Source organism: Novosphingobium resinovorum (genome assembly GCF_036352595.1).
GTDB lineage: Bacteria > Pseudomonadota > Alphaproteobacteria > Sphingomonadales > Sphingomonadaceae > Novosphingobium > Novosphingobium resinovorum_B.
Genome location: NZ_JAZFAX010000012.1, coordinates 132,291 through 155,462, shown reverse-complemented (window position 1 = coordinate 155,462; position 23,172 = coordinate 132,291). Strand labels below are relative to the sequence as shown.

The 23,172-nt window shown below is 66.6% G+C and carries 20 protein-coding genes; 13 read left to right on the top strand and 7 right to left on the bottom strand.

The features are described 5' to 3' along the window. Positions 1 to 31 precede the first annotated feature (31 nt). Complete coding sequence (gene rpoD, locus V2S85_RS13635) at positions 32 to 2,062, top strand: RNA polymerase sigma factor RpoD (RefSeq protein WP_330703391.1); 2,031 nt, start codon at positions 32 to 34, stop codon at positions 2,060 to 2,062. A 179-nt stretch (positions 2,063 to 2,241) separates the two neighbouring features. Here rpoD and V2S85_RS13630 read toward each other — a convergent pair whose 3' ends face one another. Both V2S85_RS13630 and V2S85_RS13625 read right to left on the bottom strand, forming a co-directional pair. Then, positions 2,242 to 2,490, bottom strand: a complete 249-nt coding sequence (locus tag V2S85_RS13630) for a hypothetical protein (protein WP_330703390.1) — start codon at positions 2,488 to 2,490, stop codon at positions 2,242 to 2,244. Positions 2,491 to 2,554: 64 nt separating this feature from the next. Then, a complete protein-coding gene (locus V2S85_RS13625) occupies positions 2,555 to 4,279 on the bottom strand; it encodes a M20/M25/M40 family metallo-hydrolase (RefSeq protein ID WP_330703389.1) in 1,725 nt (574 codons plus the stop codon). Positions 4,280 to 4,459: 180 nt separating this feature from the next. On the opposite strand from V2S85_RS13625, the gene rpiB reads away from it, so the two are divergent. The 8 genes from rpiB (at position 4,460) to V2S85_RS13585 (ending at position 9,196) form a co-directional block, all read left to right on the top strand. Then, the gene (gene rpiB / locus V2S85_RS13620) at positions 4,460 to 4,897 is read left to right on the top strand and encodes a ribose 5-phosphate isomerase B (RefSeq protein ID WP_008831229.1); all 438 of its coding nucleotides are present in this window, start codon (positions 4,460 to 4,462) and stop codon (positions 4,895 to 4,897) included. A 14-nt stretch (positions 4,898 to 4,911) separates the two neighbouring features. Continuing rightward, positions 4,912 to 6,210, top strand: coding sequence for a serine hydroxymethyltransferase (glyA, locus tag V2S85_RS13615; protein ID WP_069707703.1), 1,299 nt, complete (start codon positions 4,912 to 4,914; stop codon positions 6,208 to 6,210). Positions 6,211 to 6,214: 4 nt separating this feature from the next. Then, positions 6,215 to 6,442: a hypothetical protein gene (locus V2S85_RS13610; protein ID WP_330703388.1), complete on the top strand. Its 228-nt coding sequence runs from the start codon at positions 6,215 to 6,217 to the stop codon at positions 6,440 to 6,442. 14 nt (positions 6,443 to 6,456) lie between these two features. Continuing rightward, positions 6,457 to 6,933, top strand: a complete 477-nt coding sequence (nrdR, locus tag V2S85_RS13605; protein WP_008831226.1) for a transcriptional regulator NrdR — start codon at positions 6,457 to 6,459, stop codon at positions 6,931 to 6,933. After that, positions 6,917 to 7,660, top strand: a complete 744-nt coding sequence (locus tag V2S85_RS13600) for an RNA methyltransferase (protein ID WP_330703387.1) — start codon at positions 6,917 to 6,919, stop codon at positions 7,658 to 7,660. Before nrdR ends, V2S85_RS13600 begins: the two co-directional genes overlap by 17 nt. 84 nt (positions 7,661 to 7,744) lie before the next feature. After that, positions 7,745 to 8,026: a hypothetical protein gene (locus V2S85_RS13595; RefSeq protein ID WP_330703386.1), complete on the top strand. Its 282-nt coding sequence runs from the start codon at positions 7,745 to 7,747 to the stop codon at positions 8,024 to 8,026. Positions 8,027 to 8,240: 214 nt separating this feature from the next. Continuing rightward, a complete protein-coding gene (rpsD, locus tag V2S85_RS13590) occupies positions 8,241 to 8,855 on the top strand; it encodes a 30S ribosomal protein S4 (RefSeq protein WP_271183266.1) in 615 nt (204 codons plus the stop codon). Between the two features lie 140 nt (positions 8,856 to 8,995). Beyond that, the gene (locus V2S85_RS13585) at positions 8,996 to 9,196 is read left to right on the top strand and encodes a hypothetical protein (protein WP_330703385.1); all 201 of its coding nucleotides are present in this window, start codon (positions 8,996 to 8,998) and stop codon (positions 9,194 to 9,196) included. Positions 9,197 to 9,233: 37 nt separating this feature from the next. Here V2S85_RS13585 and V2S85_RS13580 read toward each other — a convergent pair whose 3' ends face one another. Together V2S85_RS13580 and tgt are read right to left on the bottom strand one after the other, a co-directional pair. Continuing rightward, positions 9,234 to 11,222, bottom strand: a complete 1,989-nt coding sequence (locus V2S85_RS13580) for a S9 family peptidase (protein WP_330703384.1) — start codon at positions 11,220 to 11,222, stop codon at positions 9,234 to 9,236. A 92-nt stretch (positions 11,223 to 11,314) separates the two neighbouring features. Continuing rightward, positions 11,315 to 12,442, bottom strand: coding sequence for a tRNA guanosine(34) transglycosylase Tgt (gene tgt / locus V2S85_RS13575; RefSeq protein ID WP_330703383.1), 1,128 nt, complete (start codon positions 12,440 to 12,442; stop codon positions 11,315 to 11,317). A 161-nt stretch (positions 12,443 to 12,603) separates the two neighbouring features. Here tgt and V2S85_RS13570 point away from each other — a divergent pair, with 161 nt between their 5' ends. From V2S85_RS13570 to V2S85_RS13555, 4 genes are all read left to right on the top strand, one after another. Beyond that, positions 12,604 to 14,697: a sodium-translocating pyrophosphatase gene (locus V2S85_RS13570; protein WP_330703382.1), complete on the top strand. Its 2,094-nt coding sequence runs from the start codon at positions 12,604 to 12,606 to the stop codon at positions 14,695 to 14,697. 163 nt (positions 14,698 to 14,860) lie between these two features. Beyond that, positions 14,861 to 16,006, top strand: coding sequence for a GNAT family N-acetyltransferase (locus V2S85_RS13565; protein WP_419198198.1), 1,146 nt, complete (start codon positions 14,861 to 14,863; stop codon positions 16,004 to 16,006). 8 nt (positions 16,007 to 16,014) lie between these two features. Further along, positions 16,015 to 16,863 carry a transcriptional regulator gene (locus tag V2S85_RS13560; protein ID WP_330703380.1) on the top strand — a complete coding sequence of 283 codons (849 nt, stop codon included), beginning with the start codon at positions 16,015 to 16,017 and terminating at the stop codon, positions 16,861 to 16,863. A gap of 86 nt (positions 16,864 to 16,949) precedes the next feature. Beyond that, positions 16,950 to 17,180 (top strand): DUF2061 domain-containing protein, encoded by a 231-nt coding sequence (locus tag V2S85_RS13555; RefSeq protein ID WP_330703379.1) that lies wholly within the window; start codon positions 16,950 to 16,952, stop codon positions 17,178 to 17,180. A 4-nt stretch (positions 17,181 to 17,184) separates the two neighbouring features. Here the strand turns inward: V2S85_RS13555 and V2S85_RS13550 are convergent, their stop codons facing one another. From V2S85_RS13550 to V2S85_RS13540, 3 genes are all read right to left on the bottom strand, one after another. Next, positions 17,185 to 17,799, bottom strand: coding sequence for a hypothetical protein (locus tag V2S85_RS13550; protein ID WP_330703378.1), 615 nt, complete (start codon positions 17,797 to 17,799; stop codon positions 17,185 to 17,187). A 93-nt stretch (positions 17,800 to 17,892) separates the two neighbouring features. Continuing rightward, positions 17,893 to 19,836: an excinuclease ABC subunit UvrC gene (gene uvrC, locus V2S85_RS13545; protein WP_330703377.1), complete on the bottom strand. Its 1,944-nt coding sequence runs from the start codon at positions 19,834 to 19,836 to the stop codon at positions 17,893 to 17,895. Between the two features lie 105 nt (positions 19,837 to 19,941). After that, a complete protein-coding gene (locus tag V2S85_RS13540) occupies positions 19,942 to 23,064 on the bottom strand; it encodes a TonB-dependent receptor plug domain-containing protein (RefSeq protein WP_330703376.1) in 3,123 nt (1,040 codons plus the stop codon). Between the last annotated feature and the right edge of the window lie 108 nt (positions 23,065 to 23,172).

Sequence of the window (23,172 nt, the reverse complement as noted above, 5' to 3'; positions counted from 1 at the left end):
ACCCACGACGGCACGGGATAACGGCGAACTGATGAGCAAGAACGACACCAACGGCGCGGACAACGAGGGCCAGGACGCGCCGCTGATCGACCTGAACGAAGGTTCGATCAAGAAGCTGATCGCACGCGCCAAGCGTCGCGGGGTCATCACGTATGACGAGCTGAACGAAGCGCTGCCGCAAGACATGTCCTCGGACCAGATCGAGGACATCACCTCGGCTCTGAACGAGATGGGCGTCAACATCGTCGAAAGCGACGAGGATGCCGACGGTCAGGACGGCGACGAACAGGACAACGATTCGGACACCGACGACAGCGACGGCGACGAGATGGCGCCCCGCGTCAACGTCGATCCCGCGAAGAAGAAGGAAACGATCGAGCGCACCGACGACCCGGTGCGCATGTACCTGCGCGAGATGGGCGCGGTCGAACTGCTCAGCCGCGAGGGCGAAATCGCCATCGCCAAGCGCATCGAAGCCGGCCGCGACATGATGATCCTGGGCCTGTGCGAGAGCCCGATCACCTTCCACGCCATCATCCAGTGGTCCGAAGCGCTCAACAACGGCGAGATGCAGCTGCGCGAGATCCTCGATCTCGACGCGATGCTGTCCAAGGAGCCCGCGCCCGAGAGCCTCAACGAGGACGGCGAGAGCGACGACGACGGCGAGATCAGCGAGAAGACCGCCGGCCCCTCGTTCAAGGACGAGGACGACGTCGAGGAGGACAACTCCGAAGAGGTCGACGAGGACGGCAACCCGATTCCCAAGCGTCAAGCCGAGGAAGAGGAAGAGGACAACACCCTCTCGCTCGCGCAGATGGAAGCGGCCCTCAAGCCCGAGGCGCTTGAGAAGTTCATGCTCATCACCGAGCTGTTCCAGACTTTCGAGCGCCTGCAGTCCGAGCGCCTGGACGCGCTGGCGCTGGGCATCGACTTCCCGGCCGCCAAGGAAGACCAGTACCAGCAGCTTCGTGAAGACCTCACGGCGCAAGTGGAATCGGTCAAGTTCCATGCGACCAAGATCGAATACCTGGTCGACAACCTCTACGCCTTCAACCGCCGCCTGACGACGCTGGGCGGCCAGATGCTGCGTCTGGCCGAGCGTCACAAGGTGAAGCGCACCGACTTCCTCGAATCCTACGTCGGCCGCGAACTGGACGATACGTGGATCACGGACATCGCCAAGAAGGACAAGAAGTGGGCCGCCTTCGCCGAGAACGAAGCCGACCCGGTCGAGCGTATCCGTCTGGAAGTCTCGGACATCGCCGCCGCCACCGGCATGGCGCTTCCCGAGTTCCGCCGCATCGTCAACATGGTCCAGAAGGCGGAGCGTGAAGCACGCATCGCGAAGAAGGAAATGGTCGAGGCGAACCTGCGTCTGGTGATCTCGATCGCCAAGAAGTACACCAACCGCGGCCTGCAGTTCCTGGATCTCATCCAGGAAGGCAACATCGGTCTGATGAAGGCGGTCGACAAGTTCGAGTACCGCCGCGGCTACAAGTTCTCGACTTATGCGACGTGGTGGATCAGGCAGGCGATCACACGCTCGATCGCGGATCAGGCCCGCACGATCCGCATCCCGGTCCACATGATCGAGACGATCAACAAGCTGGTTCGCACCAGCCGCCAGTTCCTCCACGAGCAGGGCCGCGAGCCCACGCCCGAGGAAATGGCTGAGCGTCTGTCGATGCCTTTGGAGAAGGTGCGCAAGGTGATGAAGATCGCCAAGGAGCCGATCTCCCTCGAAACGCCGATCGGCGACGAGGAGGATTCGCACCTCGGAGATTTCATCGAGGACAAGAACGCGATCATCCCGGTGGACGCGGCGATCCAGGCGAACCTCAAGGAAACGGTCACCCGCGTCCTCGCCTCGCTCACCCCGCGTGAGGAGCGTGTTCTTCGCATGCGCTTCGGCATCGGCATGAACACCGACCATACGCTGGAGGAAGTCGGCCAGCAGTTCTCGGTGACCCGCGAGCGTATCCGTCAGATCGAAGCGAAGGCGCTGCGCAAGCTCAAGCACCCGAGCCGGTCGCGCAAGATGCGCTCGTTCCTGGACCAGTAAGAGAAAAGCCCCGCTCCGGCGGGGCTTTTTTCATCTCGTCATTGCGAGCTTCATCTCGTCATTGCGAGCGAAGCGAAGCAATCCAGCGCGGCTTGAGGCTGCCTTGGATTGCTTCGCTTCGCTCGCAATGACGATTCAAGGCAAGGGCATTCTCCTGCCCCTGGCTCACGGCAGGCGTCTTAACGTCGGCAGTCCCCCGAAGCCACCACCCGGAAACCCTCGGCCTTCGCCATGCAGGCATTGCTGAAAGTCTGCCGCTGCTTGCGCTTCACCCCGCAGACCGGCGCATATTCGCGCGTACACATCGCCGGCTTGTCACGCGGCGGCGGCGGGCGGTGCGGCCGGTCGGGTCCGGGCATCGTCTCCAGGCATCCCGCCAGAACGAGAACGCCTGCCAGGCCCAGAGCCGAAAGAACGGATCGCTTCATAAGCCACTCCCTTTTTCGCAACTTTTGCGCATAGTGCGCCCTGCCCGGGCCGCCCGCAAGCGCATTACCCCTTGACCCCCAGTTCGCGCACCTGGCTGTAGATCGGCACCGTCGGCGCCGGCGCATCCCAGCGCACCCACAGCGCCATGCCGACCGCCAGCAGCAGGAACGCGCCAGCGGCAAGCCGCGCGGCGATGGCCGGCAGCAACGGTCGCAGCGGCAGGAACAGCAGGCACACGAGCGCGAGCGGCAGCACCGCCACCACCGGCATCATCGCACCGACCGCCTGCATCCCGAAGTGCCCCAGCACCAGCATGTAGCCGCCGACCAGCGCGGCCATGACCGCCGACACCGCCATTCCCGCCCGGCTCTCGCGCACTTTGGGCAAGGCCGCCAGCCCACCCAGCGCGAGCGGCAGGGCCAGCACATAGGCCGCCGTCGGTGCCAGCGCCTGTCCCGCCGCGCCGAGCAGCAGCAGCGGCAGCGCAAAGCCCGCCTCGCCCGCGCGGGTGGTCGGTCCGCTGACGGCGAACAGGAAGGCGATGTCGATGCAGACGAACAGCGCCATCGCCTCCAGCTTGGTCGTGGCGGCAAGGCGGTCGTAGTAATCGACGGGCGCGCCCTGCGAGAGCAGGTTCAGACCCTGCAGCACCGCCGCCGCCAGCACGATCAGCCCGACCATGCGCCCGATGCCGCCAAGGAACGGCCGCAGTGCGAAGTCCCGCGCGCCCAGCAGGGCATAACCCGCTGCCCCCAGCGCCAGCATCGCCCAGCCCCAGACCGGCGCGTAATGGACCGCGAACAGCCCGAAGACATCGAAGAACACCGCATCCGGCGCCTTGCCCGGCAAAGCCTCCGCCCGCACCAGCGCCTGCGCGAGGCCCAGCGTCTGCTCGCCCATCTGTTGCAGCGATCCCCGGTCGAGCCGGTCCGCCGTCGCCAGCGGCGAGTGGTAGAGTTCGGGGCGCCCGACGAAGGCGATGTTCCACGCCGCATAGCCCCTCGGCAGCGCGGGCGTCAGGTCGGTGTCGTTGGGCAGGACGCTGTAGATATAGGCCGAGAGCGAGGCCCCCGCCGGATGCGGCGCCGTGCGCGCCCACAGCCCTGCCACTTCTCCATTCATCGCCGAGGTCTGGAACAGGTTCGCGGTGCCGCCCCCGCCCCGCGCCTCCAGATTGATGATCGCGCCGATCCGCCCGGCCTCGTCCGTGCCGCCCTTGCCGTTCTGCCCGAAGAACATCTTCGCGCCGAGCAGGCCCGATTCCTCGCCGTCGGTGAAGATGACGATGACGTCGCGCCGCCGCTCGCGATCGGCGGCGAGGACGCGCAGCGTCTCGAGAATGGCGGCGACACCCGCGCCGTCGTCCGCCGCTGCGGGAGAGCCGGGCACGCTGTCGTAATGCGCCATGAGCGCGACGGCGGGCAGCTTCGGGTCGCTGCCGCCCAGCACCGCGACCGTGTTCGTCAGCGGAATGCGCGCCAGCTTCGTGCCGTTGTAGCGATTGAGCCATTCGCGCATCCGGGGGTCGGTAACCTCGCCCTCGTCCTGCCGCACGCCGAGGCCGGTTTCGATCAGGCGCTGCTCCAGCCGTTCGCGTACCCAGCGATGCTGCTCGGTGCCGGTGCCGTGCGGCCCTTGCGCGATCATGCGCACATCCGCCATCGCCCGCTCGGCAGAGAATTGCCCGGCCGGTGCGGAGACGGGGGCGGGACGCGGCGGCGTGGTGCCCAGCACCGCCAGGCCGATCGCGACGACGATCGCGATCCAGAATGCGCCCGCTTTGCCCATCACGTCACCCCTGCTGCAACAAACCTCACCGACAATGCCCGATTCGCGGCGGTGCACCAGCCCGTTACCCGCCTGCGACGCAACAATACCCGCCGCCGCTCCCGCCGGACTGGCAATATTGCAAAGGCGCGACTATGGGGGCCGCAAACGAATCCCTCGCAGGCAGGAAGCACCTCTCCCATGCGTATCGCGATCGCATCCGACCACGCCGCCGTCGACCTCAAGGCGACTTTGCGCGAATACCTCATCGAAGCCGGCCACGAAGTCGCCGACCTCGGCCCCGAAACCGCCGACCGCGTCGACTACCCCGACTATGGCTACAAGCTGGCCTCGGTCGTCGCCGACGGCACCGTGCAGTTCGGCGTCGCGCTGTGCGGCTCGGGCATCGGCATCTCGATCGCCGTCAACCGCGATCCCGCCTGCCGCTGCGCGCTGGTCGGCGAGCCGCTTTCGGCCGCCCTCGCCCGCGAGCACAACGATGCCAACGTCATCGCCATGGGCGCGCGCCTGACCGGCGAGGACATGGCCAAGGCCTGCCTCGACGCTTTCCTCTCCACCGAGTTCGGCGGCGGCCGCCATGCAGGCCGCGTCGAGAAGCTCTCCAATCCGTCGTTCTGAAGGAGCCAAGAACCATGACCGTAGAAACCGCCATCCGTTCGCCCGGCTTCTTCACCGACACGATCGCCCAGAGCGACCCCGCCGTCGCCGCCGCGATCGGCCATGAACTGAAGCGCGAGCGCAAGCAGATCGAGCTGATCGCGTCCGAGAACATCGTCTCCAAGGCCGTGCTCGAAGCGCAGGGCTCGGTGCTGACCAACAAGTACGCCGAGGGCTACCCCGGCAAGCGCTATTATCAGGGCTGCGAGCCTTCGGACGAAGTCGAGACCCTCGCCATCGAGCGCGCCAAGCAGCTGTTCGACTGCGGCTTCGCCAACGTCCAGCCCCACTCGGGCGCGCAGGCCAACGGCGCGGTTCTTCTCGCGACCGTCAAGCCCGGCGACACCATCATGGGCATGAGCCTCGACGCCGGTGGCCACCTCACCCACGGCGCCCGCGCGGCGCTTTCGGGCAAGTGGTTCAAGGCCGTGCAGTACGGCGTGACCAAGGACACCCACCTGATCGACTACGATGAGGTCGAGGCACTGGCCAAGGAGCACCAGCCCAAGCTCATCATCGCGGGCGGCTCGGCCTATCCGCGCGTGATCGACTTCAAGCGCATGCGCGAGATCGCCGACAGCGTCGGCGCGCTGTTCCAGGTCGACATGGCGCACTTCGCCGGGCTCGTCGCGGCGGGCCTGCACCCCTCGCCGTTCCCGCACGCGCACATCGCCACCACCACCACGCACAAGACGCTGCGCGGTCCGCGCGGCGGCATGATCCTGACCAACGACGAAGCGCTGGCCAAGAAGATCAACTCGGCGGTGTTCCCCGGCCTGCAGGGCGGCCCGCTGATGCACGTCGTCGCCGCCAAGGCCGTCGCCTTCGGTGAAGCGCTGCGTCCCGAGTTCAAGGACTACGCCGCGCGCGTGATCGAGAACGCGCAGGTCCTGGCCGCCACCCTCAAGGCGCGCGGCGCCGCGATCGTCTCGGGCGGCACCGACACGCACCTCGCGCTGATCGACCTCTCGCCGCTGGGCGTCACCGGCAAGGACGCCGACGAGGCGCTGGAGCGTGCGGGCATCACCTGCAACAAGAACGGCATCCCGTTCGACCCACTGCCGCCGATGAAGACCAGCGGCATCCGCGTCGGTTCGCCCGCCGGCACGACCCGCGGTTTCGGCCCGGAGGAATTCCGCGAGATCGGCAACATGGTCGCCGACGTTCTCGACGGTCTTGCCAAGTGCGGCGAAGCAGGTGACGCTCAGGTGGAGCAGAACGTTCGCACGCGCGTTGAAGCGCTGTGTGATCGTTTCCCCATTTACGAGGACTAAGTCTATGACCGACCCGCAGCGCCCCCAGAACTCCGGCCACTTCGTCAGCGATGCCCGCGAGGAACTCGCCGGAATGCTCAAGGATGGCATGGCCCATCCCTCGACCAAGCCGGTTCTGATCTGGGGCGCTGCGGGCGCGGTTGCGGGCGCGTTCCTGCCCTTCGTCTCCATCGGCCTCGGGCTGGCAGCGGGCGCGGGCTACAAGTTCTACAAGCGCCTCCGTCCTGAATGAAAGTAACCCGCTGAATGCGCTGTCCTTTTTGCGCCCACGACGATTCCCAGGTCAAGGACAGCCGCCCGACCGAGGATGCCACCGCGATCCGTCGCCGCCGCCAGTGTTCCAGCTGCGGCGCCCGCTTCACGACGTTCGAGCGCGTGCAGCTGCGCGAGATCGTGGTGGTCAAGAGCAACGATGCGGCCGGGCTCGAACGCCGCGAGCCGTTCGACCGCGCCAAGATCGAGCAGTCTGTCACCCTCGCCTGTCGCAAGCGCGGCATCGACCGCGAGAAGATCGAGCGGCTCGTCTCGGGCGTGCAGCGCCAGGTCGAGACGATCGGCGAGAACGAGGTGCCTTCGCGCGTCATCGGCGAACTCGTGATGGAAGGGCTGCGACAGCTCGACTCGGTCGCCTACATCCGCTTCGCCAGCGTCTACCGCGCCTTTAACGAGGCGAGGGATTTCGAGGAATTTGCAGGGACCGTGCGCGATGTCGGCGTCAATTGAAGTGAAGCAGCCGGTAATCGTACTGGTCCGCCCACAATTGGGCGAGAACATCGGCAAGGCCGCGCGCGCGATGCTCAACTTCGGGCTGACCGAGATGCGCCTCGTCTCCCCGCGCGACGGCTGGCCCAATCCGTCGGCAGGCCCGGCGGCGGCAGGTGCGGACGACGTGCTGGAGAAGGCGGAAGTCTTCGAGACGCTCGCCGAAGCCGTGCACGACTGCGCCAACGTCTACGCCACCACCGTGCGCAAGCGCGGCGTCACCAAGCCGGTCGTCACGCCCGAGGAAGCCGCGCGCGAAGTCTACGCGGCGACGGGCCGCTCGGCCTACGTGTTCGGGCCGGAGCGCTCGGGGCTGGAGACCGACGACGTCGCCCTCGCCCGCGCGATCCTGACGGTGCCGATCAACCCCGAGTTCGCCTCGCTCAACCTGGCGCAGGCGGTGATCCTGTGCGCCTACGAATGGTCGAAGGGCGCTTCGCTGGCGCAGCCGACGGTCGAGGAATTGCTCCCTCCGGCCCCGCAGGACGAACTGGAAGGCATGATCCAGCAGTTCGAGAAAGTGCTGGAGCCGACCAAGTATTTCTACCCGGAAAGCCGCTCCGCCGCCACGCGCCGGACCTTGCGCAACATGCTCACCAAGCCGGGCTGGAACAGCCTCGAAGTGCGCACCATGCGCGGCGTGCTGAGCGCGCTGGGCGGCAACCGGCGGCCGAAAATAGCGGAATAGCCGCTTTACTCACTTGCTCGACGACGGTTACGAGATGGACTTCGCTCCCCACGGGGACGCATGCCATTTCGGGGGAATTTCGTGATGATCCGTGCTGTCAATACTTTGACCTGCGCCGCTGTCGCCCTGTCGCTCTGCGGCGGTGCCGCTCCGGCCCTGGCGAAGAAATCGCTGGAGATCGCGCCGCTGACCGACAAAAACGGCTCTCCCGTCGACAAGAAGGTCTGCCGCCGATTTGCGGATACCGGATCGATCGCGGTCAGGCGGGTGTGCCGTACTTCCGCCGAATGGGCCGCAATCGACGAAGCCAATGCCCGCAACACCCGGGACCGGCTCAATACGCTTCCGCTTCAGCATGTGCCGTAAGCGAGGCTGGGACTCTTTTCTTGACAATCTCGCCCATGACCGTATGGGCCACCCCTTCACATGGCGCCTGCAATCGCAGGTTCGTCCACTCGGCCCCGCACTCCCGGTGAAGCGGCGGCCGCATCCGGCATAATAGGCCTGATGGTGCGCCCCGGGGGAACCATGGATCGTGCAGCCACGATGGCAGCACGGCAAGCAGACTGAAGGACGACATATGTCGAAGCGTCAAAGCTCGAAGTACAAACTCGACCGCCGCATGGGCGAGAACATCTGGGGCCGTCCCAAGAGCTCGGTCAACCGCCGCAGCTACGGCCCGGGCCAGCACGGCCAGCGTCGCAAGAGCAAGGTCTCGGACTACGGCCTGCAGCTGCGCGCTAAGCAGAAGCTCAAGGGCTACTACGGCGACGTGACCGAGAAGCAGTTCAAGCGCACCTACCAGGAAGCGTCGGCCATGAAGGGCGACACCAGCCAGAACCTGATCGGTCTGCTGGAACAGCGCCTGGACATGATCGTGTACCGCGCCAAGTTCGCGCCCACGATCTTCTCGGCCCGCCAGATCGTTTCGCACGGCCACATCCGCGTCAACGGCGTGAAGTGCAACATCGCCTCGCGCCGCGTGAAGGTCGGTGACATCATCACTCTGGGCAACAAGGCCAAGGAAATGGCTCTCGTTCTCGAAGCGCAGAACCTGCCCGAGCGCGAAGTTCCCGACTACGTCGCCCAGGACGGCACCGACAAGGTGACCTTCGTTCGCGTTCCGACGCTCGACGAAGTGCCCTACCCGGTAAAGATGGAACCGAACCTGGTCGTCGAGTTCTACTCGCGCTGATCGGTTTTCCGTCTACGGAAAATACAAAAAGGCGGTCCTTCGGGGCCGCCTTTTTCGCATCTGTTTCGGATGTGAAAAATTGTATGATTCGCGGGACTTGTAAGGGAACTGACGCAGGCGTGGGGCATTGAGCCTGCACCATGTCACGCTATCGTTTCATCACCCCCACCCGCACCGGCAAATGGTATCCCGACCTGGCTACGGCCAAGCGGTTCGCGTCCTCCATCGGCGCCGGCTTTCTCGACACGCGCACCGGCCGGTTCGTGGCCTACGTCGGAACCCGCCTGCAAGTGGCGATGGGCGCCGAGGAACCAGCCCAGGGCGAGGGAGAGCCCGCCTGAGGCAGCCCCCTCTGTCTTTCCCTGAGGTCTGACAGAATCACTCGATCTTGAGCGCTTTTCGCAGGAAAGCGTCGCTGGTGGAGAGCAACCTGGTGCGCGCAGCGGCATCGGGCAACTGGTGGTCGAGGCCGGAGAACTCGACGTATTCGACCTGTTTTCCTGCGCTTTGCAGCCGATTCTTCATCATTCGCGATTCGCTCACGCTCACGTTCTCGTCGCGATCGCCGTGGAACAGGAGGACGGGAGCCTTGAAGCGGTCCGCATGGCGCGCGGGTGAACCGTTCTCGATATGTGGACCGCGCCCGATCGCCTGATCGATGATGCCGTAGTTCGTGAAGCCGCTCGCCTCGTCCCTGACCGCGTCGAGATCGGTAACCGGCGCGACCGCCACGACGGCCTTGTAGAGATCGGGATCAACGACCTGCGACTGCAGCGCCGCGTACCCGCCATAGGACCAGCCGACGATCGCCAGCTTGCCCGGGGCCGCGATACCTTCCCTGGTCAACCAGCGCCCCGCATCGTCGACATCGTCGATCGCGACCTTCCAGGACTTGAAGCCGTTGTGCTGATACCAGTCCGCACCATAGCCCGAAGATCCGCGATAGTTCGGCTGCAGCACCGCGTAGCCGCGTGCCGCGAAGAACTGCACGAGCCAGTCGAAGCCCCATTCGTCGCGGGCAGAGGGTCCGCCGTGCGGCATCACGATCGCCGGCAGGTTCTTGCCCGTGCTGCCCAGCGGCAGGGTGAGATAGCCCGGAATCATCGTCCCGTCAGCCGCAGGGAAGCTGATCGGCTTCATTTCCGCGAGCTTCGCGCCGACCAGGTTCGGACGATAGGGCGCGATCTCGCCCAGATGGTGCGTCTGCTTGTCGTAGAGGTAGAACACCCCCGGGTTGGTATCGCTGCCCGCGAGGATGACGATCTTGTTCTCATCCGCGCTGGCATCGATGAACGAAATCGCCGGATTGCCCGGTAGCGCCTTCGACAGCGCCATGCTCAGCTTCCGCAGTTCGGGGTCGGAATATTCCACCATGCGCCGCTCGGTCGCATAGCTGGCGCCGACGACGCGGCTCGTCCGGCCGAAGGTGACGATGCTGTCGACGTCGATCCCCGGCCGCGAAAGCACCACTTCACGCCGCGCACTGCCATCCAGCGCGATGCTGTAGAGCTTGGTGAAGCCATCCTGGTCGGCATCGAAGCCGTAGACGACGTTCCTTTTCGCATCGACCGCCTCGGGGATGAAACCCCGGGTCGTGTAGTCGGCCTCCTTCGCCTCCGACAGCGGCTTCCATTCGCGATCGTCGGCGGTGCGGTAATAATAACGCGAACGCCCGGTCATCATTCCGGTGCCGCCGACATCGATCTGCCCCATGATGCGGACGTTGCCCAGGCCGTCGCTGATGTAGCTGCGCGCGTCCTTGCGCCCATGCTCGACGATACGGCGGGCGCCCGAAGTGACGTCGACGTCCTCGACACCGACGCCCTGCTCGTTGCGCTGGACGAGGCTTCCGGTGCTCGATTCGGGCACGAAGACGCGGGTCATCAGCACATGGCCGGGCTTGCTGGTGTTGAAGTCGATCAGTTCGCCGCCCCGAACCGCCACGCCCAAAGCCTTGTCGGAACCGCGGGGAAGCAGTTGCAGAACCTTGCTGCCATCGGCATTGACCGCCAGCGGCCGGGTGAAGGTCATCAGCTTGCCGAAGGCGTAAGTCTGGATCGCGATGCCGCAGACCAGCCGCGTATCGGTGGCCCAATCGCAGTGATAGAGGTTCTCGTCCGCGCTGGGCGACGACAGGATGCCCCTGACATCGCCGCCGGTCTCGGTATCGATGACCGCAAGCAGCGAGCGCCCATCGGGCTGCCGCGTCAGCAGCGAGACTTTCGTTCCGCCTGGCGACAGACTGACCTGCTCCACTTGCGGCAGGGCGCCGAACCGCGCCGCATCATCGACCTGCTGTGCCGAAACCGAAGATGCACCAAGCGCCAGCCATCCGGCAGTGGCGTAGAATAGTGTCCGTTTTGTCACTGCCCCTCTTCGGGGAGCATTTCCGCCAGCCCCCCTGGATCGGAAAGCTATCCGATCGAGCGGCTTTCACAACTTACAACTTTTTAATTACGTCATGTTTTCAGGTAATCACGCCGGAAATCGGCTGCGAAGGCTGCGAAGCGCTGCCCGGCGATGGCATCGCGCATGCCTTGCATGAGTTGCTGGTAGAACGACAGGTTGTGCTCGGTCAGCAGCATCGCGCCCAGCATCTCGCCGGCCTTGATGAGGTGGTGCAGATACGCGCGCGTATACGTGCCGCAAGTCGGGCAGGCGCAGCGCTCGTCGATCGGGCCGGTATCCTCGGCATGGCGAGCGTTGCGCATGTTGAGCGGGCCGTTCCAGGTGAACGCCTGCCCGTTGCGCCCCGAACGCGTCGGCAGCACGCAGTCGAACATGTCCACCCCGCGCTCCACCGCGCCGACCAGATCGTCGGGCTTGCCCACGCCCATCAAATAGCGCGGGCGATCCGCCGGAAGCTGGCCCGGCGCGAATTCCAGCGTCGCGAACATCGCCTCCTGCCCCTCGCCCACGGCAAGGCCGCCGATCGCGTAGCCGTCGAAGCCGATCTCGGTCAGGGCATCCGCGCTGGTCTTGCGCAGGCCTTCGTCGAGCGCGCCCTGCTGGATGCCGAACAGCGCCGAGGCCTCGGCATGCGCGCCGCCGGTGTCGAAGGCGTCGCGGCTGCGCTTCGCCCAGCGCATCGACATTTCCATCGAGCGGGCGATGACGTCGCGCGGCTGGTCGATCTTCGGGCATTCGTCGAAGCACATGACGATGTCCGAGCCGAGCAGGCGCTGGATCTCCATCGAACGCTCGGGGCTGAGCATGTGGCGCGAACCGTCGATGTGGCTGGCGAAAGTCACGCCCTCCTCGGTGATCTTGCGCAGGTCCGACAGGCTCATGACCTGATAGCCGCCACTGTCCGTCAGGATCGGGCGGTCCCAGTTCATGAACTTGTGCAGGCCACCGAGGCGCGCGACGCGCTCGGCGCCGGGGCGCAGCATCAGGTGGTAGGTGTTGCCGAGCAGGATGTCGGCGCCGGTGGCGCGCACGTCCTGCGGCTTCATCGCCTTGACGGTCGCGGCGGTGCCCACCGGCATGAAGGCGGGGGTGCGTATCTCGCCGCGGCGCATCTGGATGGTGCCGGTGCGGGCCTTGCCGTCCGTAGCGTGGACGGAAAACTGGAAACGGGGATTCATGGCGCCGCCATTAGAGCATTTTCCTGGCAAACTCTCGGGAAAAACGCGGTGGGGGCATAGTGGACTCATCGCCGCTTGCCACTCCCCGTCCTTCCCTATAGCCCTAGTCGCCGCGAGCGGGAAAACCCGCCGCTACAACATATTGGGAAGGGGACGTCTTCGTGGATCTAGTCACGATTTCAATAGTCCTGGGACTTCTGGCCATCGTCTATGGCTTTGTCACAAGTCGTCAGGTGCTCAGTTCTCCGGCAGGCTCCGAAAAGATGCAGGAGATCGCCGCCGCCATTCAGGAAGGGGCGCAAGCCTACCTGAAGCGCCAGTATTCCACCATTGCCATCGTCGGCGTGATCGTCGCGGTGATCCTGGCGTTCACGCTCGGGGCCATATCGGCCACCGGGTTCGTGATCGGCGCGATCCTCTCGGGGGTCGCCGGGTTCATCGGGATGAACATCTCGGTGCGCGCCAACGTGCGCACCGCCGCCGCCGCGCAGAAGGGCCTGCAGGACGGGCTGACGCTGGCATTCCGCGCGGGCGCCATCACCGGCATGCTGGTGGCGGGGCTCGCCCTGCTGGCGATCGCGGTGTTCTACTGGTACCTGACCGGCCCGGCCGGGCACAGCGTCGGCGGAGAAGACCGCACCGTGGTCGAGGCGCTGACCGCCCTCGCCTTCGGCGCCTCGCTGATCTCGATCTTCGCGCGTCTGGGCGGCGGCATCTTCACCAAGGCCGCGGACGTGGGCGCCGATCTCGTCGGCAAGGTCGAAGCCGGCATCCCCGAGGACGATCCCCGCAACCCGGCGGTCATCGCCGACAACGTGGGCGACAACGTCGGCGACTGCGCCGGCATGGCCGCCGACCTGTTCGAGACCTATGTGGTGACCGTCGGCGCCACCATGGTGCTGACCGCGCTGCTGCTGAAAGGCGCGGACAACCTTGCCGCGATGATGGCGCTGCCACTGCTGATCGGCGGGGTCTGCATCGTCACCTCGATCGTGGGCACGTACTTCGTGCGGCTCGGCGGATCGACCAACATCATGGGAGCCATGTACAAGGGCTTCCTGGTGACGGCGGTACTGTCGATCCCGGCGATCTGGTGGGCGGTCAGCCATGCGCTCGGCGACATGAACACCGCGATCGGTGATGGAGACTTCACCGGACGCACGCTGTTCTACTGCGCGCTGGTGGGGCTGGCGATCACCGGGCTCATCATCTGGATCACCGAGTACTACACGGGCACCAACTACCGCCCGGTCCGCTCGATCGCCAAGGCCTCGGTCACCGGGCATGGCACCAACGTGATCCAGGGCCTCGCCATCAGCCTGGAAGCGACGGCGCTGCCGACGATCGTGATCGTCGCCGGGATCATCGTCTCCTACCAGCTCGCGGGCCTGCTGGGCATCGCCTATGCGGCGACGGCGATGCTGGCGCTGGCGGGCATGGTCGTGGCGCTCGATGCCTACGGTCCGGTCACCGACAACGCCGGCGGCATCGCCGAGATGGCCGGCCTCGACGACGCCGTGCGCGAGAAGACCGACGCGCTCGACGCGGTGGGCAACACCACCAAGGCGGTCACCAAGGGCTATGCCATCGGCTCTGCGGGCCTTGCCGCGCTGGTGCTGTTCGCCGCCTATACCACCGACCTCAAGGAGTTCTTCCCGTCGCTGGACGTCAACTTCAGCCTCGAGAACCCCTACGTCATCGTCGGCCTGCTGCTGGGGGCGCTGCTGCCCTACCTGTTCGCGGCGATGGGCATGACGGCGGTGGGCCGCGCGGCCGGCGACGTCGTCGTCGACGTGCGCGAGCAGTTCCGCGAGAAGCCGGGCATCATGACGTACGAGCAAAAGCCCGACTACGCCCGCACCGTCGACCTCGTCACCAAGGCGGCGATCAAGGAGATGATAATCCCCTCGCTGCTGCCGGTGCTGGCGCCGATCGTGGTGTACTTCGTCATCACGGCGGTCGCGGGGCGTGCAAACGGCTTCGCGGCGCTGGGCGCGCTGCTGCTGGGCGTGATCGTCGGCGGGCTGTTCGTGGCGCTGTCGATGACCTCGGGCGGCGGCGCCTGGGACAACGCCAAGAAATACATCGAGGACGGCCACCACGGCGGCAAGGGCTCCGAGGCCCACAAGGCCGCGGTCACCGGCGATACCGTGGGCGATCCCTACAAGGACACCGCAGGCCCGGCGGTGAACCCGATGATCAAGATCACCAACATCGTCGCGCTGCTGCTGCTCGCGGCGATGGCGGCGGGATGACACTGCGCCCTTCCCCCCTCCCTTGGCGGGGGGGGGAAGGGTCGCCCTCGTTAGCGTTTCCTTGAGTTCTGCGCGATAAGACCGGCCACGAAGGCGACACCGTCCAGCAATGGGGACATTCGCGGCAGTGGCAGGACAAGCGCAAGGCGAGTACCGGCCCGCGATGCGGGAGAGCGCCTCCGCACGCCTTGCGCCGGCGTCCTCGGCTGCAGGCCGCCTCGACTGCGTGCCGTGGCGCGCGCTCGAAACCGAGATCGCCGCCTGGGATCAGCTTGCCGAGCGGGCCAGCGAACCCAACCCCTTCTTCGAAAGCTGGTATCTACTGCCCTCGCTGCGGCACCTCGCCGATACCGGCGCGGTGATGATCCTGCGCTTCGAGCAGGGCGGAGAACTGGCCGGGCTGCTGCCGATCGTACGGGCGCCGCGTTATTACCGCTGGCCGGTGCCGCATGTGTCGAGCTGGCTGCACAGCAACTGCTTCTGCGGCGTGCCGCTGGTCGCGCGCGGGGCCGAAGTCGCGTTCTGGCAGGCGGTATTGCGCTGGGCCGACGCCTCGGCCGGGATCGCGCTGTTCATGCACTTGCGGGGCATCGTCCTCGACGGGCCACTGCACACCGCCCTCCTCGCCGTCGCCGCGAACGAAGCGCGCCAGGTCGAGGTCGTCCATGCCGAGGCGCGCGCGATGCTCGCCTCCGCGCTGTCGCCCGAAGCCTATCTGGAGGCTTCGCTCTCGGGCAAGAAGCGCAAGGAACTGCGCCGCCAGGCCAATCGTCTTGCCGAGGAAGGCACGCTCGCCTGCGAACGCCTGACCGACAGGCGCGACCTGGACCGCTGGTGCGAGGAATTCCTCGCGCTCGAGGGCGCCGGGTGGAAAGGCAAGGCGGGTTCGGCGCTGGCATCGTCCGCCGCGACCGCCGGACTGCTGCGCGAAAGCCTTGCAGGCGCCGCCGGGCGCGGCCGGCTGGAACGCCTCACCCTGCGTCTCGATGCGCGCCCGATCGCGATGCTGGCGACGTTCCTGACATCGCCGGGAGCCTATTCCTTCAAGACCGCCTTCGACGAGGACTACGCCCGCTTTTCGCCCGGCGTGCTGCTGCAGCGCGAGAACCTCGCCGTGCTGGAGCGTCCGGATATCGCCTGGACCGACAGTTGCGCCAGCGCCGACCATCCGATGATCGACCATATCTGGCGCGAGCGCCGGGGGATCGGGCGGCTTTCCATCGCCATCGGCGGGCCCTTGCGCCGCGCCGCGTTTCGCCAGTTCGTCCGCGCCGAGACCGCGCGCCATCCCGTCGGACCCCGCCCATGAATGCCCAGATGCCCCTGACGCCCCCGGCGACTTTTACCGAGACCGCCCGCACGGCCTTCGCCGCGCACTATCCCGAAGTGCCGCACAAGCTGGCCCATGCTCTCGGCGCGCATCCGCTGATGGAACTCGAAGCGCTCGCCCGGCTCGCCGAGGCGCTGCCCGAGGCCTCGATCGAGTACAACGCCAGCGAGCAGCCGATCGGCGTCGAGGGCAAGCCCGCCGCCACCGGCATCCCGATCGGCGAGACCATCCGCCACATCGAGACGGCAAAGTCGTGGGCGGTGCTCAAGAACATCGAGCAGGATCCCGCCTACGCGGCCTTGCTGGCGGCGCTGCTGGAGGAAATCCGCCCGATCATCGAGGCGCGGACCGGGCGCATGCTCAAGACCCAGGGCTTCGTGTTCATCACCAGCGCGGGCGGGGTGACCCCCTACCACTTCGATCCCGAGCACAACATCCTGATGCAGGTGCGCGGCGCCAAGGTGATGACGCAGTTCCCGGCCGGCGACCCCGCCTATGCGCCGGACGAGGTCCACGAGACCTATCACACCGGCGGCGGGCGCGAACTGCGGTGGCGCGAAGCCATGCTATCCGGCGGCCGCGAGTTCGCGCTGGGGCCCGGCGAGGCGCTCTACGTGCCGGTGATGGCGCCGCATTTCGTGCGCAACGGGTCGGAGCCTTCGGTTTCGCTCTCGATCACCTGGCGCTCGGAATGGAGCTTTGCCGAAGCCGACGCGCGCGCTTTCAACGGGCTGCTGCGCAAGTGGGGGCTGGCCCCGAACCCGCCGGGACGCTGGCCGGCGACCAATCGCGCCAAGGCGCTGGGCTGGCGCATCGCCCGCAAGCTGGGGGCCTGATCGCCTGGGCCGATCACAGTCGTGACCGGCGCAGGCTTGTTGTTGCACTCAATTCTCATTATCAAGTTCATCGAAAGGATCGAACGATGAACCGCGATCTTGCCAAGACACTCAGCTTCCTGGCTCTGCATCTGACAGTCGGGTTCGGCGTGGCTTACCTCGTCACCGGCTCGGCGACGATGGCGGGCGGGATCGCGCTGATCGAACCGATGGTCAACGCGGTGGTCTTCTTCTTCCACGAACGCGCATGGAAGGGTGCCGAGGCGAAACAGGCGCCCTTGCTCGATGTCCTGCGCCACCGCCACGCCGCGCCCTGACGGTTCAGTTCCTGCGCACCGGCTCCCGCCGCAAGTCGTGGACCCGGCCGCCACGGTGCTCGATCACCGGGCCGAAATCCTCGGGCTCGTTGACGAGATCGTCGAACAGCGCGCGATAATGGATCATCGCCCGGCGCAGTTCCTCGGTGCCGCCCTCGCCGCGCGCATGGCTTTCGGCGATGTGGTGCCCGGTGCGATAGTGCGCCACGACCTCGCCATGATCGACCGAGATATCCTCGTAGCGCTGTTCGAACTCGGCCACCGGATAGCCGCGCGCATTCATGACATCCGTGAGCAGCACGTCGGCGCGCATCACCGCGCCGGCCGGATCATCGACGAATTGCGCCTGCACCTGTCGCCACGCAAGGATGAAGTCTTCGCGCCGGGACGGTGACAGCGGGCGGATATCCAAAGCCGCGACACGCCGCTCGCGTTCATGCAGGACGGTTTCACCACGATGGGTGCCGCCCGCATCCTCCACGGTGCGCTGGTATTCGTCTCCGAAGCGGTCGCGCAGCCGGGCCGACTTGCGGACACGCACCAGCGTCACGACCACGCCGAAGATCACGGCAAGAGCGATCAGGCCGGTGGCTATCGCAAGGGGACTAAGTGTTACCACGTTGTATCTCCCGGTTTTTCATTCGCACTCCATGCGAACTTCAACCGGCCGGGCGACGAGTGGTTTCCCGGTCCATCGCAGGTGCCGCGCCCTTCACCCGTTCGGGTGGTAGAAATCATAGATCGTCTGCGCCACCGCCACGCTGACCCCCGGCGCGCGGCGCAAGTCCTCCAGGCTCGCCGCGCGAACCTTGCCCGCCGTGCCGAAGTGCAGCAGCAGCGCGCGCTTGCGGGCCGGGCCGATGCCGGGAATTTCGTCGAGCGGGCTGGCGGTGATCGCCCGGCTGCGCTTCGCCCGGTGCGCGCCGATGACGAAGCGGTGGACCTCGTCGCGCAGGCGCTGGAGGTGGAACAGCACCGGCGAATTCACCGGCAGCATCTTCTCGCGCCCGTCGGGGAAGTGGAACACCTCGCGCCCCTCGCGCCCGTGATGCGGCCCCTTGGCGATGGCGATGAGGTTGACGTCCTCGATGCCGAGTTCCTCCAGCGCGTCCTTCACCGCATTCATCTGGCCCTTGCCGCCGTCGATCAGGACGAGGTCGGGCCAGGTGCCGCCGGTGCGCTCCGGGTCTTCCTCCTGCACGCGGCCGAAGCGGCGGGTCATGACCTCACGCATCATCGCGTAGTCGTCGTCGGTCTGCGCGGACTTGATGTTGAACTTGCGGTACTGGCTGGTCTGGAAGCCCTCCGGCCCCGCCACCACCATCGCGCCCAGCGCCTTGGTGCCCGAGATATGGCTGTTGTCGTAGACTTCCACGCGCTGCGGCAGGTCGGGCAGCTCGAGGAAGTCAGCCATCTCGCGCCAGACTTTCGCCTGCGTGCCGCGCTCGGCCTGGCGGCGGTCGAGCGCTTCCACCGCGTTGCGGGTGGCCTGCATCATCAGGTTGCGGCGGTTGCCGCGCTGGGGGACGGAGATTTCCACCTTGCCGCCCGCACTCTCGCGCAGGGCTTCGGCGATGAGGTCGGCCTCTGGCAGTTCGCGGTCTACGAGGATGCAGCGCGCAGGCGGCACTTCCTCGTAGAACTGCGCGAGGAACGCTTGCATCACTTCCTCCTCGCTCAGCCCCTCGGTGTGGGTGGGGAAGAAGGCGCGGTGGCCCCAGTTCTGGCCGCCGCGGATGAAGAAGGCCTGGACGCCCACCTGCCCGCCCTTGCTGGCCATCGCGAAGATGTCGGCATTGTCGAGCCCTTCCGCGTTGATCGCCTGGCTGCCCTGAATGAAAGTCGCCGCGCGCAGGCGGTCGCGCAGCATCGCCGCACGCTCGAAGTCGAGGTCGGCGGCGGCCTCGGCCATCTGCGCCTCGATCTTGCGCTGCACCGCGTTGGACTTGCCGCCGAGGAAGTCCTTCGCCTCCTGCACCAGCTCCTTGTAGCCCGCCTCGTCGATGCGATCGACGCAGGGCGCGGAGCAGCGCTTGATCTGGTAGAGCAGGCAAGGCCGTTCGCGGCGGGCGAAGAAGCTGTCGGTGCAACTGCGCAGCAGGAACAGCTTCTGCAGCGCGTTGATCGTGGTGTTCACCGACCCGGCGCTGGCGAAGGGGCCGTAGTAATTCCCCTTCATCCGCCGCGCGCCGCGATGCTTCATGATGCGCGGGAAAGCGTGGTCGGTGCGCAGCAGGATGAAGGGGAACGACTTGTCGTCGCGCAGAAGCACGTTGTACGCGGGCCGGAAGCGCTTGATGAGCTGCGCTTCGAGCAGCAGCGCCTCGGCCTCGGAATTGGTCGTCACGATCGTCATCGAGCGGGTCTGGCTGACCATGCGTTGCAAGCGGCCGGGCAGGCGTTCCCACTGGGTATAGTTGGCGACGCGGTTCCTCAGCACCCGCGCCTTGCCGACATAGAGCACGTCGCCGCGCGCATCCTGCATGCGGTAGACGCCGGGCTTGGCGGGCAGCGTACGGACGGTATCGCGGATCACCTCGACGCCGGCCTGCAGGTCGGGCTGGTCGGAGCCGCGCACGGTGTAGGTCGCCCGCTCCTCGTTGAAGCGTTCGAGATGGTTGGGCTGCTCAGGAGTGCCGGCTGGTGTTCTCGCCATGTTCGTGCAGATAGGGAAGGTTCGCGCGAAGGGGAAGTGCCCGAACGCGCCCACCCCCAGCCCCTCCCGCAAGAGAGACGGGTTGGGGGTGGGCCTTGCCTGTCCTCAGAACATCTTGCGGAAATCGATCCCCAGCACGCGGCCCTGCGGCTCGCGGTAGGCGCGCTGATAGGCGATCGGCGTTGCGCCGTTCTGGTCGGTCACCTTCTGGCGCGAATCGAGCAGGTTGTCGGCAACCAGCGACAGGCGCGAGCCCTTGAGGAACGGCATCTTCGCCACCAGCGCCTCGTTGCGGCCGAGATCAGCAAAGATGCGCAGCGATACGTCGAAAGTGCTGCCGAAGCGCAAGTCCTGACTCCCCGGAGCGCCCGAACCGTCGACTCGCGCGGGCGCGTTCCACTCGGCTTTCAGACGCAAGCCATAGCCGTTCTTGAACAGGCCGCCCTCCGCCTCGATCGTGTGGCGCGGGGTGCCGCCCGCCGTGGTCGAATCGCCATTGAGCTGATCGAGCACCGGCACGCCCGGAGCGATCAGGATCGTGTCGGTGAAGCGCCAGGTGTGATAAACCGAGAGGTTCCAGCGACTGCCACCCCGTCCACCCGGCGGGCCGAAGCCGCCGCCCGGAGGGCCACCCGGTCCACCGCCCGGTCCGCGCCCGCCAGATTCAGCACGCGTCCCACCGGCGCCCCGCTCGCCCGCATTGGAAGCCATCGGCGGTTGCCCCCCGAAAGCACCCGGCGGCGGGAACATCGGTTGTTCGCCCTGCGCACGGGTCGTGCCGGGAGCCGGCGTCGGCGCATTGCAGAAACGCTCGCGCAGTTCGGCGAGCTTGGCCGGGTCGACCTTGCCGTCGGCGCCCATGATGCGCTCCCGCATGCGGTCGGGCAGGCTCGCCACGTCCGGAGGGCCACTGCCGCCTGCGCAAAGCGCGGTGCGGATACGTTCGAAACGCTCCGGTTCCATCGGACCTCTGCCACCGCCTTCGCCGGGAGTGGCGCCCTGCCCTTCGGCCGAACAGGCACGCTGTTTGAACTCGGCCAGCTTGGCCGGGTCGATCTTGCCGTCCGCGCCAACCAGGCGATTGCGCAGGCCCTCCGGCAGGCTCGCCGGATCGGGATCACCCGCGCCCGGCGCGCAGAGCTTCTCCCGGATCGCCGCGAAACGTGACGGATCGAAGTTCGGACGCCCCGCCTCCCCAGTCGCCTGCCCGCCGTTCAACACCTGACCGCCCGCCATGGGGCCATTCGGACCGGTGACCGACTGCGCCGGCGCTGCGCTCATCGGCGCGGGCTGGCCCGCCGGCGCACCGCCGCCACCCGAAGACGAACCGCCAAGGCTGCCGGAGATATTGAAACCCCAGCGCATCGAGGAAGTCTTCACTTCGTCGAAAGTCACCGCGCGCCGGTCGATGCGGGTCAGGTTGCCGTCCTCATCGCGCGCCACGCGGTCCGGGAAGGCATCCTCGATCGCCGAGGTCAGCAGCGGGAACGACTGGGTGACGTTGCTCGACCGGTTGCGGAAGTATTCGACGATCAGGTTGGAGCGCTGCAGGAACGGCAGCTTCCACTGCGCCGAGATCTTCCAGTCGCGCTGGGTTTCCTTCTTCAGGTCCGGGTTGCCGCCGGTCACCGTGGTGACCAGCGCGGTGCGCGAATTGGTGAAGTCGTAGACCGCGACGTTGTACGTCTCGACCATCGGCGCGGCCAGCTGGGTCAGCTTGGGCGCGGCCTGATCGACGATGTAGCTCGCCTGCAGCATCAGCGTCTCGGTCGGAGACCATGTGATGCCCGCGCTCCAGTCGGTCAGCGTGCCGAAGTCCGAAAGATGATCGAGCCCGCCGCTGAAATTCAGCGTGATGTCGCCCACCGCGCCGAGGAAATCTTCTCCCTTGCTGGTCAGCGGCAGGGCGAGGTTGACACCGCCCAACACGTCGCCGCGCCTGAGCGTCACGTTGCCCACGGTGGTGCGGGTGTCCTCGCTCATCGAGCGGTCGTAATCGTACCCGCCCTTGATCGTCAGGTTCGCCTCGCCCGCAGGCATGCGGAAGGGCTTGCCCGACAGCGTGACGAGGTTCGAAAGGGTCAGCTGGCGCGTCTTCGCGACGTCCACCCCGGCGCCCGGCACACTGGGCAGCGCCCCGGTGATCGAAAGCGCGCCGGATGCGACCGCCGCCTGCAAGTCGCCGTATTGCTCTTCATCACGGCGACGATCGACGCGGGTATTCGTGTCGGTATAGGTCGCATTGGCGGTGGCGCTGACCTGCCATTCGCCGAGCATCGTGCTGTAGCCGAGCCCGCCCTCGAACGTATCGGTGATCGAGCGGTTTCGCAGCGGATCGGCCAGCGTGCGGCGCAGCGTCTGGCCGTCATAGGTCAGCGGAACCGTGTCGAGCCCCGAAAGCGAGAGCGTGTTCGAACGGGTATAGCCGCCGGTCGCGGTGATCGCCCCGGCCAGGCCCTTCTCGCCCAGCCCCTGCGTCATCGTGCCCTCCAGCGTCAGTTCGTGGTCCTGCGCCGCAAGGCTGCGATAGCGCGCCGGATCGGGATCGCCCGCGACTTGCGAGACGCGCGATTCGTCCTGCGTGATGCCGCGCTCGGCCTCGGTCAGCATGCTGGTGTTGTCGAGCTTGCCGTTGACGTTGAAGCGGCGCGGCCCGGCGATCTTGAACAGGCCGCCTTCCAGCTCGTAATTGTCGTAGCCGCCGCGCGTCGGGCGATTGTACTCGGCCGAAGTCGTCACCGCCGAAAACTGGTCCTTGAGGATGATGTTGACGACGCGCTGGTTGGCCGAATAGCCGAAGCGCAGCGCCACTTCCTCGGGCAGCACCTCGACCCGGCGGATCGCCTCGGGCGGGATGCCGCGCATCTCGCGGAAGCTGGAAATGCGCTGGCCGTTGAGCAGCATGACCGGCGAGCCGCCGCGCCCGCGGCCGCTGCCGGTCTGCGGGCTGATCGCATCCAGCAGTTCCTCGATCGAGGCGACGCCATAGGACGCGATGTCGTTCTCGTCGAAGACCGCAATGGGCTGCTGGGGCACGTCGATCGAGCCGATCACGCGCGGCGCGGTGACGAGAATCTCGTTGCCGTGGACTTCCAGCGGGTTGTCGGGATCGGTGTCGTCATCCTTGATGACCGGCACGCTGGGTGCGTCAGCCGCCGCTTCCGCCGCGAACGCAGGCATCGGCATGGCGAGGCTCGCCACGAGGCTGATCAGAGGTAAGGAACGCAAGTGCAGTCTCCGCCAAGGTGCATTTGTCTGATGTGGTAGTGTCGCTGTTCCTTCCCCTGCATCGCTATTGCCTCGACCTCCTGCAGGCGACAAGCGGGGGCGCGGTAT